17 protein-coding genes are annotated in these 16,082 nt (G+C 53.9%); 10 read left to right on the top strand and 7 right to left on the bottom strand.

The genetic code is table 11. The features are described from left to right. The first annotated feature begins 7 nt into the window (after positions 1-7). From rsxG to gstA, 5 genes are all read left to right on the top strand, one after another. The gene (rsxG, locus tag AM379_RS18005; RefSeq protein WP_020884325.1) at positions 8-628 is read left to right on the top strand and encodes an electron transport complex subunit RsxG; all 621 of its coding nucleotides are present in this window, start codon (positions 8-10) and stop codon (positions 626-628) included. 2 nt (positions 629-630) lie between these two features. Then, positions 631-1,317 (top strand): electron transport complex subunit E, encoded by a 687-nt coding sequence (locus AM379_RS18000; RefSeq protein WP_106503992.1) that lies wholly within the window; start codon positions 631-633, stop codon positions 1,315-1,317. Then, a complete protein-coding gene (gene nth, locus AM379_RS17995) occupies positions 1,314-1,949 on the top strand; it encodes an endonuclease III (RefSeq protein ID WP_014169797.1) in 636 nt (211 codons plus the stop codon). The genes AM379_RS18000 and nth overlap by 4 nt, the downstream gene beginning before the upstream one ends. A 618-nt stretch (positions 1,950-2,567) precedes the next feature. Continuing rightward, positions 2,568-4,076: a dipeptide/tripeptide permease DtpA gene (gene dtpA / locus AM379_RS17990; RefSeq protein ID WP_014169796.1), complete on the top strand. Its 1,509-nt coding sequence runs from the start codon at positions 2,568-2,570 to the stop codon at positions 4,074-4,076. Between the two features lie 105 nt (positions 4,077-4,181). Next, a complete protein-coding gene (gene gstA / locus AM379_RS17985; RefSeq protein WP_014169795.1) occupies positions 4,182-4,787 on the top strand; it encodes a glutathione transferase GstA in 606 nt (201 codons plus the stop codon). Between the two features lie 59 nt (positions 4,788-4,846). Here gstA and pdxY read toward each other — a convergent pair whose 3' ends face one another. From pdxY to anmK, 5 genes are all read right to left on the bottom strand, one after another. Next, entirely contained in the window at positions 4,847-5,707 is an 861-nt protein-coding gene (gene pdxY, locus AM379_RS17980; RefSeq protein WP_014169794.1) for a pyridoxal kinase PdxY, read from the bottom strand. 65 nt (positions 5,708-5,772) lie between these two features. Beyond that, positions 5,773-7,047: a tyrosine--tRNA ligase gene (tyrS, locus tag AM379_RS17975; protein WP_047744554.1), complete on the bottom strand. Its 1,275-nt coding sequence runs from the start codon at positions 7,045-7,047 to the stop codon at positions 5,773-5,775. A 125-nt stretch (positions 7,048-7,172) separates the two neighbouring features. Beyond that, entirely contained in the window at positions 7,173-7,829 is a 657-nt protein-coding gene (pdxH, locus tag AM379_RS17970) for a pyridoxamine 5'-phosphate oxidase (protein WP_025204349.1), read from the bottom strand. A 57-nt stretch (positions 7,830-7,886) separates the two neighbouring features. Next, the gene (gene mliC / locus AM379_RS17965) at positions 7,887-8,210 is read right to left on the bottom strand and encodes a C-type lysozyme inhibitor (RefSeq protein ID WP_020884329.1); all 324 of its coding nucleotides are present in this window, start codon (positions 8,208-8,210) and stop codon (positions 7,887-7,889) included. Positions 8,211-8,303: 93 nt separating this feature from the next. Next, entirely contained in the window at positions 8,304-9,428 is a 1,125-nt protein-coding gene (gene anmK / locus AM379_RS17960) for an anhydro-N-acetylmuramic acid kinase (protein ID WP_020884330.1), read from the bottom strand. A 255-nt stretch (positions 9,429-9,683) separates the two neighbouring features. Here anmK and slyB point away from each other — a divergent pair, with 255 nt between their 5' ends. Then, the gene (gene slyB, locus AM379_RS17955) at positions 9,684-10,151 is read left to right on the top strand and encodes an outer membrane lipoprotein SlyB (protein ID WP_014169789.1); all 468 of its coding nucleotides are present in this window, start codon (positions 9,684-9,686) and stop codon (positions 10,149-10,151) included. A gap of 236 nt (positions 10,152-10,387) precedes the next feature. After that, complete coding sequence (locus AM379_RS17950) at positions 10,388-11,749, top strand: sensor domain-containing diguanylate cyclase (protein WP_106503991.1); 1,362 nt, start codon at positions 10,388-10,390, stop codon at positions 11,747-11,749. 35 nt (positions 11,750-11,784) lie between these two features. Here the strand turns inward: AM379_RS17950 and slyA are convergent, their stop codons facing one another. Then, on the bottom strand, positions 11,785-12,225 hold the full coding sequence (gene slyA, locus AM379_RS17945) for a transcriptional regulator SlyA (protein ID WP_014169785.1): 441 nt from the start codon (positions 12,223-12,225) through the stop codon (positions 11,785-11,787). A 186-nt stretch (positions 12,226-12,411) separates the two neighbouring features. On the opposite strand from slyA, the gene AM379_RS17940 reads away from it, so the two are divergent. Genes AM379_RS17940 through AM379_RS17930 form a run of 3 tightly spaced genes read left to right on the top strand, consistent with a single transcriptional unit; the run spans position 12,412 to position 15,544 of the window. Continuing rightward, entirely contained in the window at positions 12,412-12,648 is a 237-nt protein-coding gene (locus tag AM379_RS17940; RefSeq protein WP_106503990.1) for a DUF1656 domain-containing protein, read from the top strand. 2 nt (positions 12,649-12,650) lie between these two features. Continuing rightward, on the top strand, positions 12,651-13,511 hold the full coding sequence (locus tag AM379_RS17935) for an efflux RND transporter periplasmic adaptor subunit (protein WP_106503989.1): 861 nt from the start codon (positions 12,651-12,653) through the stop codon (positions 13,509-13,511). Then, positions 13,511-15,544 (top strand): FUSC family protein, encoded by a 2,034-nt coding sequence (locus AM379_RS17930; protein WP_106503988.1) that lies wholly within the window; start codon positions 13,511-13,513, stop codon positions 15,542-15,544. Before AM379_RS17935 ends, AM379_RS17930 begins: the two co-directional genes overlap by 1 nt. Here the strand turns inward: AM379_RS17930 and sodC are convergent. Then, entirely contained in the window at positions 15,523-16,041 is a 519-nt protein-coding gene (gene sodC / locus AM379_RS17925; RefSeq protein ID WP_044866241.1) for a superoxide dismutase [Cu-Zn] SodC, read from the bottom strand. The two genes, AM379_RS17930 and sodC, sit on opposite strands and share 22 nt — an antisense overlap. Positions 16,042-16,082: the final 41 nt, after the last annotated feature.

Below are 16,082 nucleotides of genomic sequence, written 5' to 3'. Positions count from 1 at the left end.
GTTCGCGATGCTGAAAACAATGCAAAAACACGGCGTCACGCTGGCCATTTTCGCCGCGGTCCTCACCGGACTGACGGCCCTGGTGAACAACCTGACCAAATCGACCATCGACGAACAGGCGGTGAAGCAGCAAAAAGCCCTGTTCGATCAGGTGATCCCCCCTGATTTCTACGATAATGACCTGCAGAAAAGTTGCTTCGTGGTCCAGGCACCTCAGTTAGGCAAAGGCCCGCACCGCGTCTTTATTGCCCGTAAGGGAGATAACGCGGTAGGCGCGGTGATGGAAGCGACGGCGCCCGATGGCTACTCCGGGGCGATTCAACTGCTGGTCGGCAGCGATTTCTCCGGTACCGTGTTGGGTACGCGCGTGACGGAACATCATGAGACGCCAGGCCTGGGGGATAAAATTGAAACCCGTCTGAGCGACTGGATTTTGCATTTTGCCGGAAAAGTGATCCACGGCGAAGCGGATCCTGCGTTTGCTGTGAAAAAGGATGGCGGCGAGTTTGACCAGTTCACGGGGGCAACCATTACCCCACGGGCCGTGGTCAATGCCGTAAAACGAGCCGGGCTGTATGCGGAAACGCTGCCCGCGCAGATGAACAATCTTCCGGCCTGTGAGGAGTAATCATGAGCCAGGTTAAAGAGGTTATCGTCCAGGGATTTTGGAAGAACAACTCCGCGCTGGTACAGCTGTTGGGGATGTGTCCGCTGCTGGCAGTGACATCCACCGCCACCAACGCGCTGGGTCTGGGGCTGGCAACCACGCTGGTTCTCACCCTGACCAACCTGTCCATTTCTGCCCTGCGCCGCTGGACGCCATCGGAAATCCGTATTCCGATTTACGTCATGATCATCGCGTCGGTGGTGAGTATCGTCCAGATGCTGATTAACGCTTATGCGTTCGGTCTGTATCAGTCGCTCGGGATCTTTATTCCCCTCATCGTAACCAACTGTATTGTGGTCGGGCGCGCGGAAGCTTTTGCCGTGAAAAACAGCCCGGCGATGTCGGCTCTGGATGGCTTCTCTATTGGTATGGGGGCAACCGGTGCCATGTTCGTGCTCGGCTCAATGCGTGAGATCCTGGGTAACGGAACGCTGTTTGATGGCGCAGATGCGCTGCTCGGCGGCTGGGCTAAAGCGCTGCGCATCGAAGTCTTCCACACCGATACGCCGTTCCTGCTGGCCATGCTGCCGCCAGGCGCGTTTATTGGCCTCGGCATGATGCTGGCGATAAAATACCTGATTGATGAAAAACGTAAGCGCCGCGCGGCTGAGCGCAGCGTACAGGAAGGGATACCCGAGAAGGCCTCATGAATAAAGAAAAGCGCATTGCGATCCTGACCCGTCTGCGGGATGAGAACCCACACCCGACGACGGAGCTGAATTTTAACTCCCCGTTCGAGCTGTTGATCGCCGTGCTGCTCTCTGCGCAGGCTACCGACGTGAGCGTTAATAAGGCGACCGCCCTGCTTTATCCGGTCGCCAACACGCCAAAGGCGATGCTGGAGCTGGGCGTGGACGGGGTGAAGTCCTATATCAAAACCATCGGTCTGTTTAACAGCAAGGCTGAGAACGTGATCAAAACCTGCCGGATCCTGCTGGAGCAGCACGGGGGTGAAGTGCCGGAAGATCGCGCCGCGCTGGAAGCATTACCCGGCGTGGGACGTAAGACTGCGAATGTGGTACTTAACACCGCGTTTGGCTGGCCGACTATCGCCGTTGATACCCATATTTTCCGCGTCTCTAACCGCACGAACTTCGCACCGGGTAAGAATGTCGAGCAGGTTGAAGAGAAACTGCTAAAAGTGGTTCCCGCCGAATTTAAGGTGGATTGCCATCACTGGCTCATTCTCCATGGCCGTTATACCTGTATTGCCCGTAAGCCTCGCTGTGGCTCCTGTATTATCGAAGATCTCTGCGAGTACAAAGAGAAAGTGTATCCCTGATATCTTCCGCTTTTCGTTTTCTGACGCAACGCCAATTCCTTACCAAGAGAGGGTCTACCAGAAGACCTTCTTTTGACCATAATTTATCCGCCTTCCTTACCGCTTCCCTTATCACTTGTTCGAGCCTTTAACGCTCAAACAGGTTAATACTTTTTTCATGGCCGAAAATTTCTATACATATGTGATCAAGATCACCCTGATAACTTCGTGTTGAATTTTTGTTGTTAAAAGCGGCGTAAACCCTTTGTCAGACAAGATCAAACTCATCAAGAGCAACACATAAGACCAGCTATTTTTCAGAATATGGGCTATATCACTGCAATAAACCTCAAATAGCAGAACATATCGCCATTGAGGGCAAAATACGGGTGAATGCCAGTCAAAAAAAACTCCCTTTACAGATCGTATGAAATTTAACGCTGAATAACATTTGTATGAACCGCCGATTATAGCGGCCCAGTTATATGTAACAGATTATTACAAACGTATTGCCAGACGGTGCAGGATAGTGAACATTACCCGCCGTTTCTCCTCCCAATATAACTATAAGGCGGATGGACTACGGCCATCACGCGATGAACACCCTCGTTAATATGGGATGTAAAAAAAGAGGTATATGTGTCGACTGCAAACAATAAACCAACAGATGAAAGCGTAAGTCTTAACGCTTTTAAACAACCTAAAGCGTTCTATCTCATCTTCTCTATCGAGTTATGGGAGCGTTTTGGTTATTACGGCCTGCAAGGGATCATGGCGGTTTACCTGGTAAAACAGCTGGGTATGTCCGAAGCAGATTCCATTACGCTGTTCTCCTCTTTCAGTGCCCTGGTGTACGGTCTGGTCGCTATCGGCGGCTGGCTGGGTGATAAAGTCCTCGGGACTAAACGTGTCATTATGCTGGGTGCGATTGTCCTGGCCGTTGGCTATGCGCTGGTTGCATGGTCTGGTCACGATGCCGCTGTGGTGTATATGGGTATGGCGACTATCGCCGTCGGTAACGGTCTGTTCAAAGCGAACCCGTCTTCCCTGCTCTCTACCTGTTACAACAAAGATGACCCGCGTCTGGACGGTGCATTCACCATGTACTACATGTCCGTGAACATCGGTTCCTTCTTCTCCATGCTGGCAACCCCGTGGCTGGCCGCTAAATTCGGCTGGAGCGTTGCGTTCTCCCTGTCCGTTGTCGGTATGCTGATCACCGTGGTTAACTTTGCCTTCTGCAAACGCTGGGTAAAAGACTACGGCTCCAAACCAGACTTCGAACCGGTTCACATTGGCAAACTGCTGGCGACCATTGTCGGCGTGGTGATCCTCGCGGCAATCGCAACCTGGCTGCTGCATAACCAGGGCATCGCGCGTGCGGTTCTGGGTGTGGTTGCGCTGGGTATCGTGATCATCTTCGCGAAAGAAGCCTTCGCCATGCAGGGTGCCGCTCGTCGTAAGATGATTGTGGCCTTCATCCTGATGCTGGAAGCGATTATCTTCTTCGTTCTGTACAGCCAGATGCCAACGTCTCTGAACTTCTTCGCTATCCGTAACGTTGAACACTCAATCCTGGGTATCGCGTTCGAGCCGGAGCAGTATCAGGCCCTGAACCCGTTCTGGATCATGATTGGTAGCCCGATTCTGGCTGCTATCTATAACAAAATGGGCGACCGTCTGCCGATGCCGCACAAATTTGCTATCGGTATGCTGCTGTGTTCTGGCGCATTCCTGGTACTGCCGCTGGGTACGAAATTTGCGACTGACGCCGGTATCGTCTCCGTTAACTGGCTGATCCTGAGCTACGCGCTGCAGTCTATCGGTGAATTGATGATCTCCGGTCTGGGCCTGGCGATGGTTGCACAACTGGTTCCTCAGCGTCTGATGGGCTTCATCATGGGTAGCTGGTTCCTGACCACTGCGGGTGCCGCCATCATCGCAGGTAAAATTGCAAACCTGATGGCCGTGCCGGATAACGTGACTGACCCACTGGTCTCTCTGAACGTCTACGGTACCGTGTTCATGCAGATTGGTATTGCTACTGCGGTTATCGCGGTTCTGATGATGCTGACTGCGCCGAAGCTGAATCGCATGACTCAGGACGACGACAAGACGGCGAAAGCGACCGAAACCGCTACCGCATAATGTCACTGAGAAACGACTGAACAGAAGCCGCTAATGTATTAGCGGCTTTTTTTTTACCCGTTCGCGCACTAACATAGCTGAAACCTCAGCAAAAAGGAGTTACCGATGAAACTGTTCTACAAACCGGGCGCGTGCTCTCTTGCTTCCCACATTACCCTGCGCGAGAGCGGCAAAGATTTCACGCTGGATGGCGTTGACCTGATGAAAAAACGCCTGGAAAACGGCGATGATTTTTTTGCTATTAACCCGAAGGGACAAGTTCCGGCTCTGCTGCTGGATGACGGTACCCTGCTGACCGAAGGCGTGGCGATTATGCAGTTCCTCGCCGATAGTGTGCCCGACAGGCAATTGCTGGCACCGGTAAGCACGGTTTCTCGCTACAAAACGCTGGAGTGGATGAACTACATTGCGACCGAGCTGCACAAAGGCTTTACGCCGCTGTTCCGTCCGGAGACGCCGGAAGAGTACAAACCGACCGTACGTGCTCAACTGGAGAAAAAACTGCAGTACGTTAACGCATCGCTGAAAGACGATCAGTGGATTGGGGGCGCGCGTTTTACGATTGCCGATGCCTATCTGTTCACCGTGCTGCGCTGGGCGCGGGCCATTAAGCTCAACATGGACGGGCTGGACCACATTGCATCGTACATGGATCGCGTAGCCGCGCGTCCTGCGGTGGCTGCAGCGCTTAAAGCAGAAGGGTTGAACTGACCGGCGCACTGTATTGCCGGGTGGCGCTGTCGCTACCCGGCCGACAGGAACGTGAACCGTTATAACCGGGTCGCGCTGAAGTAATGCTCCGGTTTCGCGATACGATCCTGTGCCGCGACCACCTGCAGTTCATACTCCTGCATCTCTTTCGTCGCCTTCATGATTTCGTACACTGCTGCAGTCACATGCTCAAGCGCATCCCGCAGCGTGGCCCCCTGAAGTAATTTCACCAGCAGCAAACCGCTTGTCACATCACCGACACCCACCGGCTGACGCATGCCGAAGTCCACCAGCGGACGGCTGATATGCCAGGCTTCGTCTTTCGTCACCAGCAGCATCTCAAAACGGTCCCTGCTCAGCCCTGCGCGCGCGAGATGTTTCACCAGGACAATCTCCGGCCCCTGGGCTATTAGCTCGCGAGAGGCGCTTACCGCCTCTTCTACGCTATTCACCGGATGCTCGCAGAGAATTTCCAGCTCAATGAGGTTCGGCGCAATAATATCGCTGGCCGGCAGCGCATGACGCACATGGAATTCAGCCACGCCGGGGGCCACGATACAGCCTTTCTCCGGATGCCCCATAACAGGATCACAAAAGTATTTCGCCGCCGGGTTTGCCGCTTTCACCTGGCGGACAATGCCCAGGATATGCTCTCCCTGCTCTGCCGAACCGAGATATCCGCTCAGTATCGCATCACAGCGTTTTAGCTGATCGATATTGGCAATGCCCTGCACAATGTCGGTGAGGTGCGAAGGCGGCATCACGCAGCCGGTCCATTGACCGTATTGTGTATGGTTTGAGAACTGCACGGTATTGAGGGGCCAGACGTTGGCACCGAGGCGGCGCATCGGAAATTCCGCGGCGCTGTTACCAGCATGCCCAAAGACCACGTGGGACTGAATGGCGAGGATGTTCTTCATTTTTACTTACCAAACCCTGAAAAAACAAAAGGGGCGTGGTTTCCCACGCCCCTGGATACTTTTAATTATTTCCAGCAGACCAGACAGTAGTTTTTCTTACCGCGACGCAGAAGCGTGTAGCGGCCATACAGACGATCGCTGTCAGCGAAGGTGTATTCCGGGTCGGCCTGTTTTTCACCGTTAATGGTGATAGCGTTCGAGGCGATGGTTTTACGCGCCTGACCGCGGGATGGCTGCAGCTCGGAGTCCACCAGCGCCTGCATCAGGTCGGCACCTTTTTCCATCTCAACCATCGGCACGCCATCCTGCGCCAACTGTTCGAAGTCCGCTTCGCTCAGATCGCTCAGCGTCCCGTTGAACAGGCTTGCAGTAATACGTTTTGCCGCGGCCAGACCTTCTTCACCGTGAACCAGTTTGGTCACTTCATCAGCCAGTACGTACTGAGCACGTGGCGCTTTACCGCTGTTTTTGTCTTCTTCTTCCAGAGCATTGATCGCCTCAATGTCCATAAAGGTGAAGAACTTCAGGAAGCGATAAACATCGGCATCCGCCGTGTTAATCCAGAACTGGTAGAATTTGTACGGGCTGGTTTTCTTCGGATCAAGCCATACCGCGCCGCCTTCGGTTTTACCAAATTTGGTGCCGTCGGCTTTGGTGATCAGTGGAACGGTCAGACCGAAGACCTGGTTCTGGTGCAGACGACGCGTCAGATCGATACCCGACGTGATGTTGCCCCACTGATCAGAGCCGCCAATCTGCAGGCAGACGCCGTGCAGTTTATTCAGGCAGGCAAAGTCATAACCCTGCAGCAGGTTGTAGGAGAACTCGGTAAAGGAGATGCCCTGGTCGTCACGGTTCAGACGCTGCTTCACCGCTTCTTTGTTAATCATCTGGTTAACAGAGAAGTGTTTGCCAATGTCGCGCAGGAAGGTCAGCACGTTCATGCCGCCAAACCAGTCATAGTTGTTGGCCGCAATCGCAGAGTTGTCACCGCAGTTAAAGTCGAGGAAAGGCGCAACCTGTTTGCGGATCTTATCCACCCACTCCTGCACGGTGTCTTCGGTGTTCAGTTTACGCTCGGCAGCTTTAAAGCTTGGGTCGCCAATCAGACCGGTCGCGCCGCCAACCAGTGCGACAGGCTTGTGGCCCGCCATCTGAAAGCGTTTCAGGCATAACAATGGAACAAGATGCCCCAAATGCAAGCTGTCAGCGGTAGGATCGAAGCCGCAATAGAGCGCGATCGGGCCTTGCGCCAGTCGCTCTGCTAACGCTTCCTCGTCCGTCACCTGAGCCACAAGGCCCCGCTCTTGCAATTGTTTAATCAAGTTACTGCTTGCCATCAAATTCTCCATGTATAAACGACTGCACCTTTGCCGGTACACGACTTTTCGCCTGATGCGAAAGGTACATAGAATAAAGCGCAAGCGCGGCCTGCGCTAGCGCTTAAATCAACAAATTTCGGCGATTACGGTGCCAGCCTGTCGATTTTCCAGCCGCCATTTTCACGCTGGTATAAAAAGCGGTCATGCAGACGGTGTTCGCCGCCCTGCCAGAATTCCATCTGCTCGATCGGAATGCGGAAGCCCCCCCAGAAACTGGGCAACGGAACTTCGCCCTGCTGGAATTTCTGCTTCAGTTCGAGGAATTTGCTTTCAAGCACCCCACGCGCCGAAATACGGCTGGACTGTTTTGAGACCCAGGCGCCAATCTGGCTGTCACGCGGACGGCTGTGGAAATACTTCACCACTTCCAGCGTGGAGAGACGCTCTGCTTTGCCGGTGACCATCACCTGACGCTCCAGCATATGCCACGGGAACAGCAGGCTGATACGAGGATTGTTTTCTAAATGGTGTGCCTTACGACTGCCCAGGTTGGTGTAAAACACCAGGCCTTTCTCGTCATAATGTTTGAGCAGGACGATACGCTGATACGGTTGACCGTTTTCATCTACCGTTGCGACAACCATTGCCGTTGGGTCGGCGAGTTTCGCTTCGCAGGCCTGTTTCAGCCAGCGTTCAAAAAGCACGAGGGGTTCGGCGGGAAGATCCTGGCGACGCAGGCCGCCTTTGGTGTATTCACGGCGCAGATGCGCAATTTGCTGCAATTCGTCGTTATCTGACATGGCGTTAGCTGACATTGACATTGGGTGGCGCTATTGTGCGCCGCCCCTGTAAAAATCTCAACGCTTCGGATTTTCGAGCTGGCAATTGTTCAGCACAATACGGTCGCGTTTGTAGACGGTGGCGCTGTCGCCTTTCGACCAGAAGACATAAATTCCGTCCGTGTAGCGTGCGCCGGAGGCAGAAATGCCCTGCTTGAGGGTGAGCAATTTGTTGTCGTAGACAAAACTGGCTTCCTGACGCGGATTGTTCAGCTTAACGGTCAGCGGTTTTTCATCACAGCGATACTCCAGGGTATCGGTCTGCATGCGATCAAGGAACTGGTTGTAGACGCTGCATCCTGACAGCAATAAAGGCGCGGCAATAAGAAGAAGTTTTTTCATGGGCGTATTCCGAAGACTTTCCTGGTCCTGGAGGGCATGGCTGCCCTCCTGTTTCATTCCATTCTAACGACCACACGCCGCGCTGAATTTCAGTTAACTCTGATTATGACGCGGATTCGCCGGGAAAATGGCCCCGAGGACGCTGGCCTCACGTGCGCCAGTCACCGACGGCAAATTGCCCGGAAGCCCGGCAATGGTGCGCCAGGCAAGCCAGGCAAAGGCCAGCGCTTCCATATCATCGCCGCTGATGCCGGCTTCATCGGTGGTCGTCACCTCGGTACCCGGCAATAACCCGGCAAGACGTGCCATCACCAACGGGTTACGGCTGCCACCGCCGCACACCAGCAGGCGTTCGCATCCACCGCTGAGAAGAACCTGTTCCGATATCGAAACCGCCGTTAACTCGGCGAGCGTCGCCTGGACATCCTGCGGTGCAAGCGCCGGGAACTGCGCCAGCTGACGTTCGAGCCAGCCATAGTTGAAATATTCGCGCCCCGTGCTTTTGGGCGCCGGTAAAGCGAAGTACGGATCGCTTAGCATGGACTGCAACAGCGGGATGATCACTTTGCCTTCGCTGGCCCACTGCGCGTCTTTATCATACGCCTGACCACGCTGACGCCAGATCCAGGCATCCATCAGCATGTTACCCGGGCCGGTGTCATAGCCGCGTACGGGTTGATCCGGGATAAGCAGAGACAGGTTGGCAATACCGCCAATGTTCAGCACCATTCGGCGCTCTGTCGGATGGGTCAACAATGCCTGATGAAAAGCGGGCACCAGCGGCGCGCCCTGCCCGCCAAGCGCAATATCGCGACGCCGAAAATCACCGACTACGGTTACGCCCGTCTTCGCCACAATCTGGTTATTGTCGCCGATTTGCAGGGTATGCGGTGCGTCGCCGACCGGCTCATGCCAGACCGTTTGTCCGTGACAGCCGATGGCGACGACATCCTGCGGGCGAAGCTTTTCTTTATGCATCAGGGCCAGTACCGCATCGGCAAACAGCGCCCCCAGCCGCACATCAAGCTGACCAAGCTGAGAAAGCGTCAGTTGTTGCCCCTGACAGACACTGAGAATGTCCTCTTTCAGCGCCAGGGGGATAGGCCAGGTCAGGCTCGCCTGCTGTGCCACCATGTTTTCATCAATAGCGGCCAGAACGACGTCTACGCCATCCAGACTGGTACCCGACATCACACCAATGTAGCGACCCGATTTCATGCGCTTTCCTTACGTTGCGTGGGCTAATGCTCTCCACTCAACCATAAACAGCGCCGCTTTGCTATCCGGCGATAATATTTTTTAACAATCTCAGACAGGTAACCTGCCGGGTGCCCGTTTATGTCTCGTTAAGTTAAATTCAAGTACAATTTTCTTATTGTTAGTGCAAAGATATGAACTATGGCCCCTTATGCCATATAATTTAGCCATAACGGATGCCCGCCATCGGGCGTTTTTGGTGAACAGGAGATTCAAATGATTTTACGTGTACTGGGCGTTTCGCTGATCGGTTTAACCCTTGCAGGCTGTGTGAATGACAGTTCACTTTCTGGCGACGTGTACAGCGCTTCTGAAGCCAAACAGGTTCAGAGCGTCACTTACGGTACCGTTGTTAACGCACGCCCTGTACAAATTCAGGGTGGCGATGACAGCAACGTGATGGGTGCCATCGGCGGTGCTGTGCTGGGTGGCTTCCTCGGTAATACCGTAGGCGGTGGCACAGGTCGTTCGCTGGCCACAGCAGCAGGTGCCGTTGCGGGTGGTGTTGCAGGCCAGGGCGTTCAGGGTGCAATGAACAAAAGCCAGGGCGTAGAACTGGAAATCCGTAAAGATGACGGCAGCACCATCATGGTAGTACAGAAACAAGGTAATACCCGTTTCTCTGCCGGCCAGCGCGTTGTTCTGGCGAGCAACGGAAGCCAGGTCACCGTTTCTCCACGCTAATTCAAACTGGATGTGGTCATCAGACCACATCCATTTAACAAATCCGTTTAGCGAAGCCCGTAAACAAATCTATTTACATATAATATATATTATCAGCAATATATTTACAAAAAACATTCCCGCCATGAATCATTAAGCGCGGTATATCTTGTTCCTGCGCAAAGTATTTACTCTCCACGCCTGTTACTCTCTTTCTTACTTTACAATTTTTAATTTTATTATTCCGTCAAATCCCTATGCTTGCACTACAACGATATTTTAAGAACCCTTATATTACATTCTGTTTTGGATGCATCGTCGTCGTTGGAATATTACAAGGTCTCTTTGTAAAACTGGTTGAATTAGTCCCTTCATTCTCACCGCTGCTATTCCCGACACTTACCATATTTTTGCTGGTATTCCACCTGTTTATTGCCTGCTTCATGGTCATGAAATACTGGTGCGACAGACGGCGGTTGTACCTTATCGCCCTCGCCTCGGCCTTCGCCGGGTCGACGATGCTGATGGCCGGTACCCTGTCCAGCTTCCCGTCATGGCTGGCTCTCTATCAGTTCAATGTGGTCGACTATAACGACGCCATGATCTTCTTTATGTTCCGTCATATTCTTATGGCGGTGCTGATAATAGTCTCAGCCTTGCTCTATTCTATTCGGGATTATCCCCTTTCACGCCCCGCGCATATTGCCGTGGTTATCGGTACACTGCTGTTTACGGTTTCTATGGTCGCCCTGGCCTGGTTCTGCTCCAGCCACTCGGCACTGATAACGCTGGATCTGGTGGATAATGAAACCCGGCAATTTATGGTTCTCTGGAGCCAGGTCATAAATATCTTTTTGATTCTTCTCTGGGTTGTGGCGTTAGCAACGTTAATGACGATTACCCGGGTGCGGAATCTTTTTTGGGTTGGCGGTAATTTCTTATGTGTCTGTTATGTCCTGACGCTCTCATTACTGCTAGCCGGCGGACATGCCGAGGACACGTCCTGGTATCACGCTCGCTTATTCGAAACCGTGGCGACGCTGATGATTATTTTTGTCCTGCTGTACGACGTCTTTAACCTGTATCGCGACTCGCACATAAAGTATCAGCAGTCTTATCAGAACTCGATCCGCGACCCGCTGACGCGCCTCTACAACCGCAGTTATTTTTACGACGCCTTAAATCAGGCACTCAGCATCAGCAAAGCCAACCACCCTGTGTCGGTTATCGTCAGCGATCTCGACCGTTTTAAGCGCATCAATGACTGCTACGGCCATCTGCAGGGAGACAAAGTATTGCAGTTTGTCGCCAACCTGCTGATGGATTCCGTCCGCCCGCAGGACATCGCGGCACGTATTGGTGGGGAAGAATTTGTCCTGATGCTGACCAATACTTCGTCGGAAGCAGCGTACCAGGTGGCTGAACGCATACGGCTAAAGCTGAGCAGTTTTGATAAGGTCAGCAGCGGGGGTCAGTTACCTGAATCCATCACGATTAGCATGGGGGTATTTACCGCCACCTCTCCGACGACGACCGCTGAAGCGTGCGTGGAGAATGCTGACAAGGCGATGTATGAAGCGAAAGAGACCGGGCGTAACCGTGTCGTTGTATCGAGGTAAAAAAGGCCTTGCTGCTGCAAGGCCTTGTGATGGTGTCAGTCGCGTGACTGCAGCTCATGGATGTTCTGCTCAAGGCGCCCGATGAGGCTGATGAGCAGTTCAAGCTCTGCGGGTGAAACCCCGGAAAGGATTTCGCCGCGCGTTTTGGTGATAACGGCTTCCATTTCAGTAATGATAGGTGCCGCTTTCTCAGTGAGCTTAATCCGCTTAGCGCGACGATCGCTGGCGCAGGTTTGCCGGGAGATGAGTCCTTTCTCTTCCAGTTGGTCAAGCGTACGTACCAGTGACGGTTGCTCAATGCCGATCGCTTTTGCCAGTTGAATTTGTGACTGGTCGGGTGGCAGCTGATGAATGTTATGCAGCGTGACCCAGTGCGTCTGTGTCAATTCCAGAGGTTTCAGGCGATGGTCAATCAGAGCACGCCAGACGCGTACCAACCTTGCCAGATCAGAACCTAATGGCGATTCCAATTTCATCTCCTTATAATTAGCTTGCTAAGTTATTATACTGATTTTAGAATAGTGTGCAGCATTTGTATTGGCAAAACAAATGCAATACTGCATTCATCGAACTTAAAAGGATGACTTACACTGAATTGTGATGTTCCATCAGATTAAGACTCGCCCTCGCGGCATTTTGTTCACTGCAAAGGATCTCTGCCCGTGACGTTTTTTCAAAGCTCCGTGGGACTCCCCCTTCAGGACCTGATTTTCGGTGCGTCAGTCTACTTTCCGCCCTTGTTTAAGGCCGTCATGGTCGGCTTTATGATTTGGCTCATAGCCCATCGCCTGCTTCGCGACTGGATGTACTCCGGCGAGATTTGGCACCCCATGTTAATGGATCTCTCCCTGTTTGCCCTTTCCGTATGCCTGGGCCTAGCTGTCTTGATTGTGTGGTGAATATGCCCCTGAAAACGCTGAAGTACTTTTCCACGCTGATTGTTCTTGCTCTGGCCCTGGTTGCCGGGTGGTGGCTCTGGAATTTTTATATGCAGTCACCCTGGACACGTGACGGCAAAGTGCGGGCTGAGCAGGTCAGCATTACCCCTCAGGTATCGGGCAGCATCACGACGCTTGTTGTGAGAGATAACCAGTACGTTAAAAAGGGTGACGTGTTATTCCGTATCGACGACACCCCCTATCATATTGCGATCCTTAACGCCCAGGCACAGCTGGCGAAGGCCCAGTCTGATTTAGCAAAAGCCAATAACGAAGCCAATCGCCGCCGGCACTTGTCGCGCAACTACATTTCCGCAGAAGATTTAGATACTGCCAATATCAACGTTAAGGCCATGCAGGCGAGCGTGAACGTCGCGGAGGCTACGCTCAAACAGGCGCAGTGGGAGCTGACACAAACCGTTATTACCGCGCCAGTCGATGGATGGATCACCAACCTGTCAGCCCGCGTGGGGAATTATGCCACCGCCGGGCAACCCGTTTTCGCCCTTGTCGACAGCCACTCGTTCTATGTGGTGGGTTATTTTGAAGAGACCAAGCTTCGCCATATTCGCGAAGGGTCTCCCGCTACCCTTACGCTTTACAGCGGCTCGCAGAGGTTACAGGGTCACGTCTCCAGCATTGGCCGCGCCATTTACGATCAGAGTGTTGAAATGGATTCAGGCCTGGTACCGGACATTAAACCGAACGTGCCGTGGGTGCGTCTGGCCCAGCGCGTACCGGTTCGTGTGGAGTTTGACCGTTTACCGCAGGGCATAACGCTGGTCTCCGGCACAACCTGCACCGTCGCCATCGGGACCCGTTGATGAACCTGCAGGCCCTCTCCTGGCGAAATACGCCGTGGATGAAAGCGACACGTCCGCAGTGGCGCTATGCGCTGCGTAATGGCATTGCGATGTGTCTGGCGCTGACTGTTGCCTATTACCTCAACCTTGATCAGCCCTACTGGGCAATGACCTCTGCCGCGGTGGTGAGTTTCCCCACCGTCGGCGGGGTGATCAGCAAAAGTCTTGGACGTATTGCCGGCAGCCTGTTGGGTGCCACCGCAGCGTTAATCATTGCAGGTCATACGCTGAACGATCCGTGGCTTTTTTTGTTGAGCATGGCGATATGGCTGGGCTTTTGTACCTGGGCCTGCGCGCATTTTACGAATAACGTTGCCTATGCCTTCCAGCTGGCCGGCTATACCGCCGCCATTATCGCCTTTCCGGTGGTGAATGTGCTCAATACCACCGAGCTGTGGGACATCGCACAGGCGCGTGTCTGCGAAGTGATTGTCGGTATTCTGAGCGGCGGTTTCATGATGATGATACTGCCGAGCACTTCCGATGGCACCGCGCTTATTACCGCCCTGAAGACCATGCATACCCGTTTACTGGAGCACGCAAGCCTGCTCTGGCAACCGGATACCAACGACGACATCCGTCTTGCGCACGAAAAGGTGATCGGCCAGATCCTGACCATGAATCTGTTACGCATTCAGGCCTTCTGGAGCCACTATCGCTTTCGTCGTCAGAACACCCTGCTGAACTATCTGTTGCATCAGCAGCTGCGTATGACCAGCTCAATCTCCAGCCTGCGCCGGATGCTGCTCAACTGGCCCACGCCCCCTGCACATACGCGCGCCGTGATTGAAACGCTGCTTGCGGCGCTTGCACGCCCGGATGCCGACATCTACACCGTCGCGAAGATTATCGCCCCGCTCGCGCCAGTAGATGAGTACGATTACCGTCACCGCGCCTTCTGGCAGCGTCTCAACTATTTTTGCCGGTTGTATCTGCGCAGCAGCCGCTGGATTAACGCCGTGGAAAATGCCACCCCGGTCACCGAGTTCGCTGTCCCCGGTAGCCCGGCGCTGGCACGACACACAGACTCGATGGAGGCACTGTGGAGTGGTTTTCGTACCTTTTGCGCGCTCACGCTGGTTGGCGCGTGGAGTATCACCACCCAGTGGGAGTCAGGCCCTGCGGCCCTGACGCTTGCTGCTATCAGCTGCGTGCTGTACTCCGTCGCCGCGTCACCGTTCAACTCCCTCACGCTGCTACTGCGCACCCTGGTGCTGCTCTCGCTGTTTAGTTTTGCCGTGAAGTTTGGGTTGATGGTGCAGATAAGCGACCTGTGGCAGTTCCTTCTGTTCCTGTTCCCGCTGTTAACCACCATGCAGCTGCTAAAGCTGCAAATGCCCAAACTCGCGGGGCTGTGGGGACAGCTGATTGTATTTATGGGCTCGTTTATCTCCGTCACTAACCCGCCGGTTTATGACTACGCCGATTTTCTCAATGATAATCTGGCGAAGATCCTTGGCGTTGGGCTGGCGTGGCTGGCATTTGCGGTGTTACGTCCGGGTTCAGATGCGCGCAAGAGTCGCCGGCATATCCGCGAGTTACGCAGAGGTTTTGTCGATCAGTTGAGTCGAAAACCGCATTTACGTGAAAGTGAGTATGAATCGCTGGTCTATCACTATGTCAGCCAGCTCAATAACAGCCAGGACTCCCTTTCGCGCCGCTGGCTGTTGCGCTGGGGTGTGGTCCTGTTGAACTGCTCTCACGTGGTCTGGCAACTTAGGGCATGGGAAACACGGTCCGACCCGCTGTCGCAGGTTCGTGATGTCTGCATCACCCTGCTACGCGATGTCATGAGCGAACGCGGTGTCCAGCAGCGTCCACTGGAAACCACGCTTGCTGAACTTCAGCGAATTTGCGATACCCTTGCGCACCACCACTCGCCTGCAGCACGAGATTTAGCCTCGATAATCTGGCGCCTGCACTGCTCACTGTCGCAGCTGGAACAGGCACCGGCTCCGGGTACAATTGGGGATCACATCACCCCGCAGGCATAGCGAGCCCCGCCACCGCCAAGCGGTTTTGGCTGATCGGACATATTGTCGCCGCCGACATGGATCATCAGCGCCTTGCCTTTCACTTCATCCAGTTTTTTCAGCCGCGGCGCGACGACGGGATCCGTGGCTTTGCCGTCGTTATTCACCACCAGCACCGGCAAATCGCCCAGATGTCCCATACCGTCAGGACCTTCATGCTTACCGGTATGTTGTGGGTCGAGGTGGCCGCCTGCCGCCTCCGCAGCCGAGGCTTTACCCTCTTTTAATGCGGGCTGACAGCTACCGTGAGCATGGACATGGAAACCATGTTCGCCAGGAGGAAGGGCTTTGAGATTGGGCGCGAATTCCAGTCCCTTGTCGGTTTCAGTGATTTTCACCGTGCCGATGGACTGACCTACACCCTGAGAGGTGACGAGATTCATTTCCACTTCATCACTGGCCGCCTGCGCACCTGCACAGACCACCAGCGTGACGAGAGCCAGAGTAAAACGCTTCATATGACCTCCACGGGTTGTTTTTTGCCCCTTAAGTTTATACC

Source organism: Enterobacter cloacae complex sp. FDA-CDC-AR_0132, assembly GCF_003010695.1.
GTDB classification, from domain to species: domain Bacteria; phylum Pseudomonadota; class Gammaproteobacteria; order Enterobacterales; family Enterobacteriaceae; genus Enterobacter; species Enterobacter ludwigii.
This window is presented reverse-complemented; position numbering and strand designations above follow the sequence as displayed.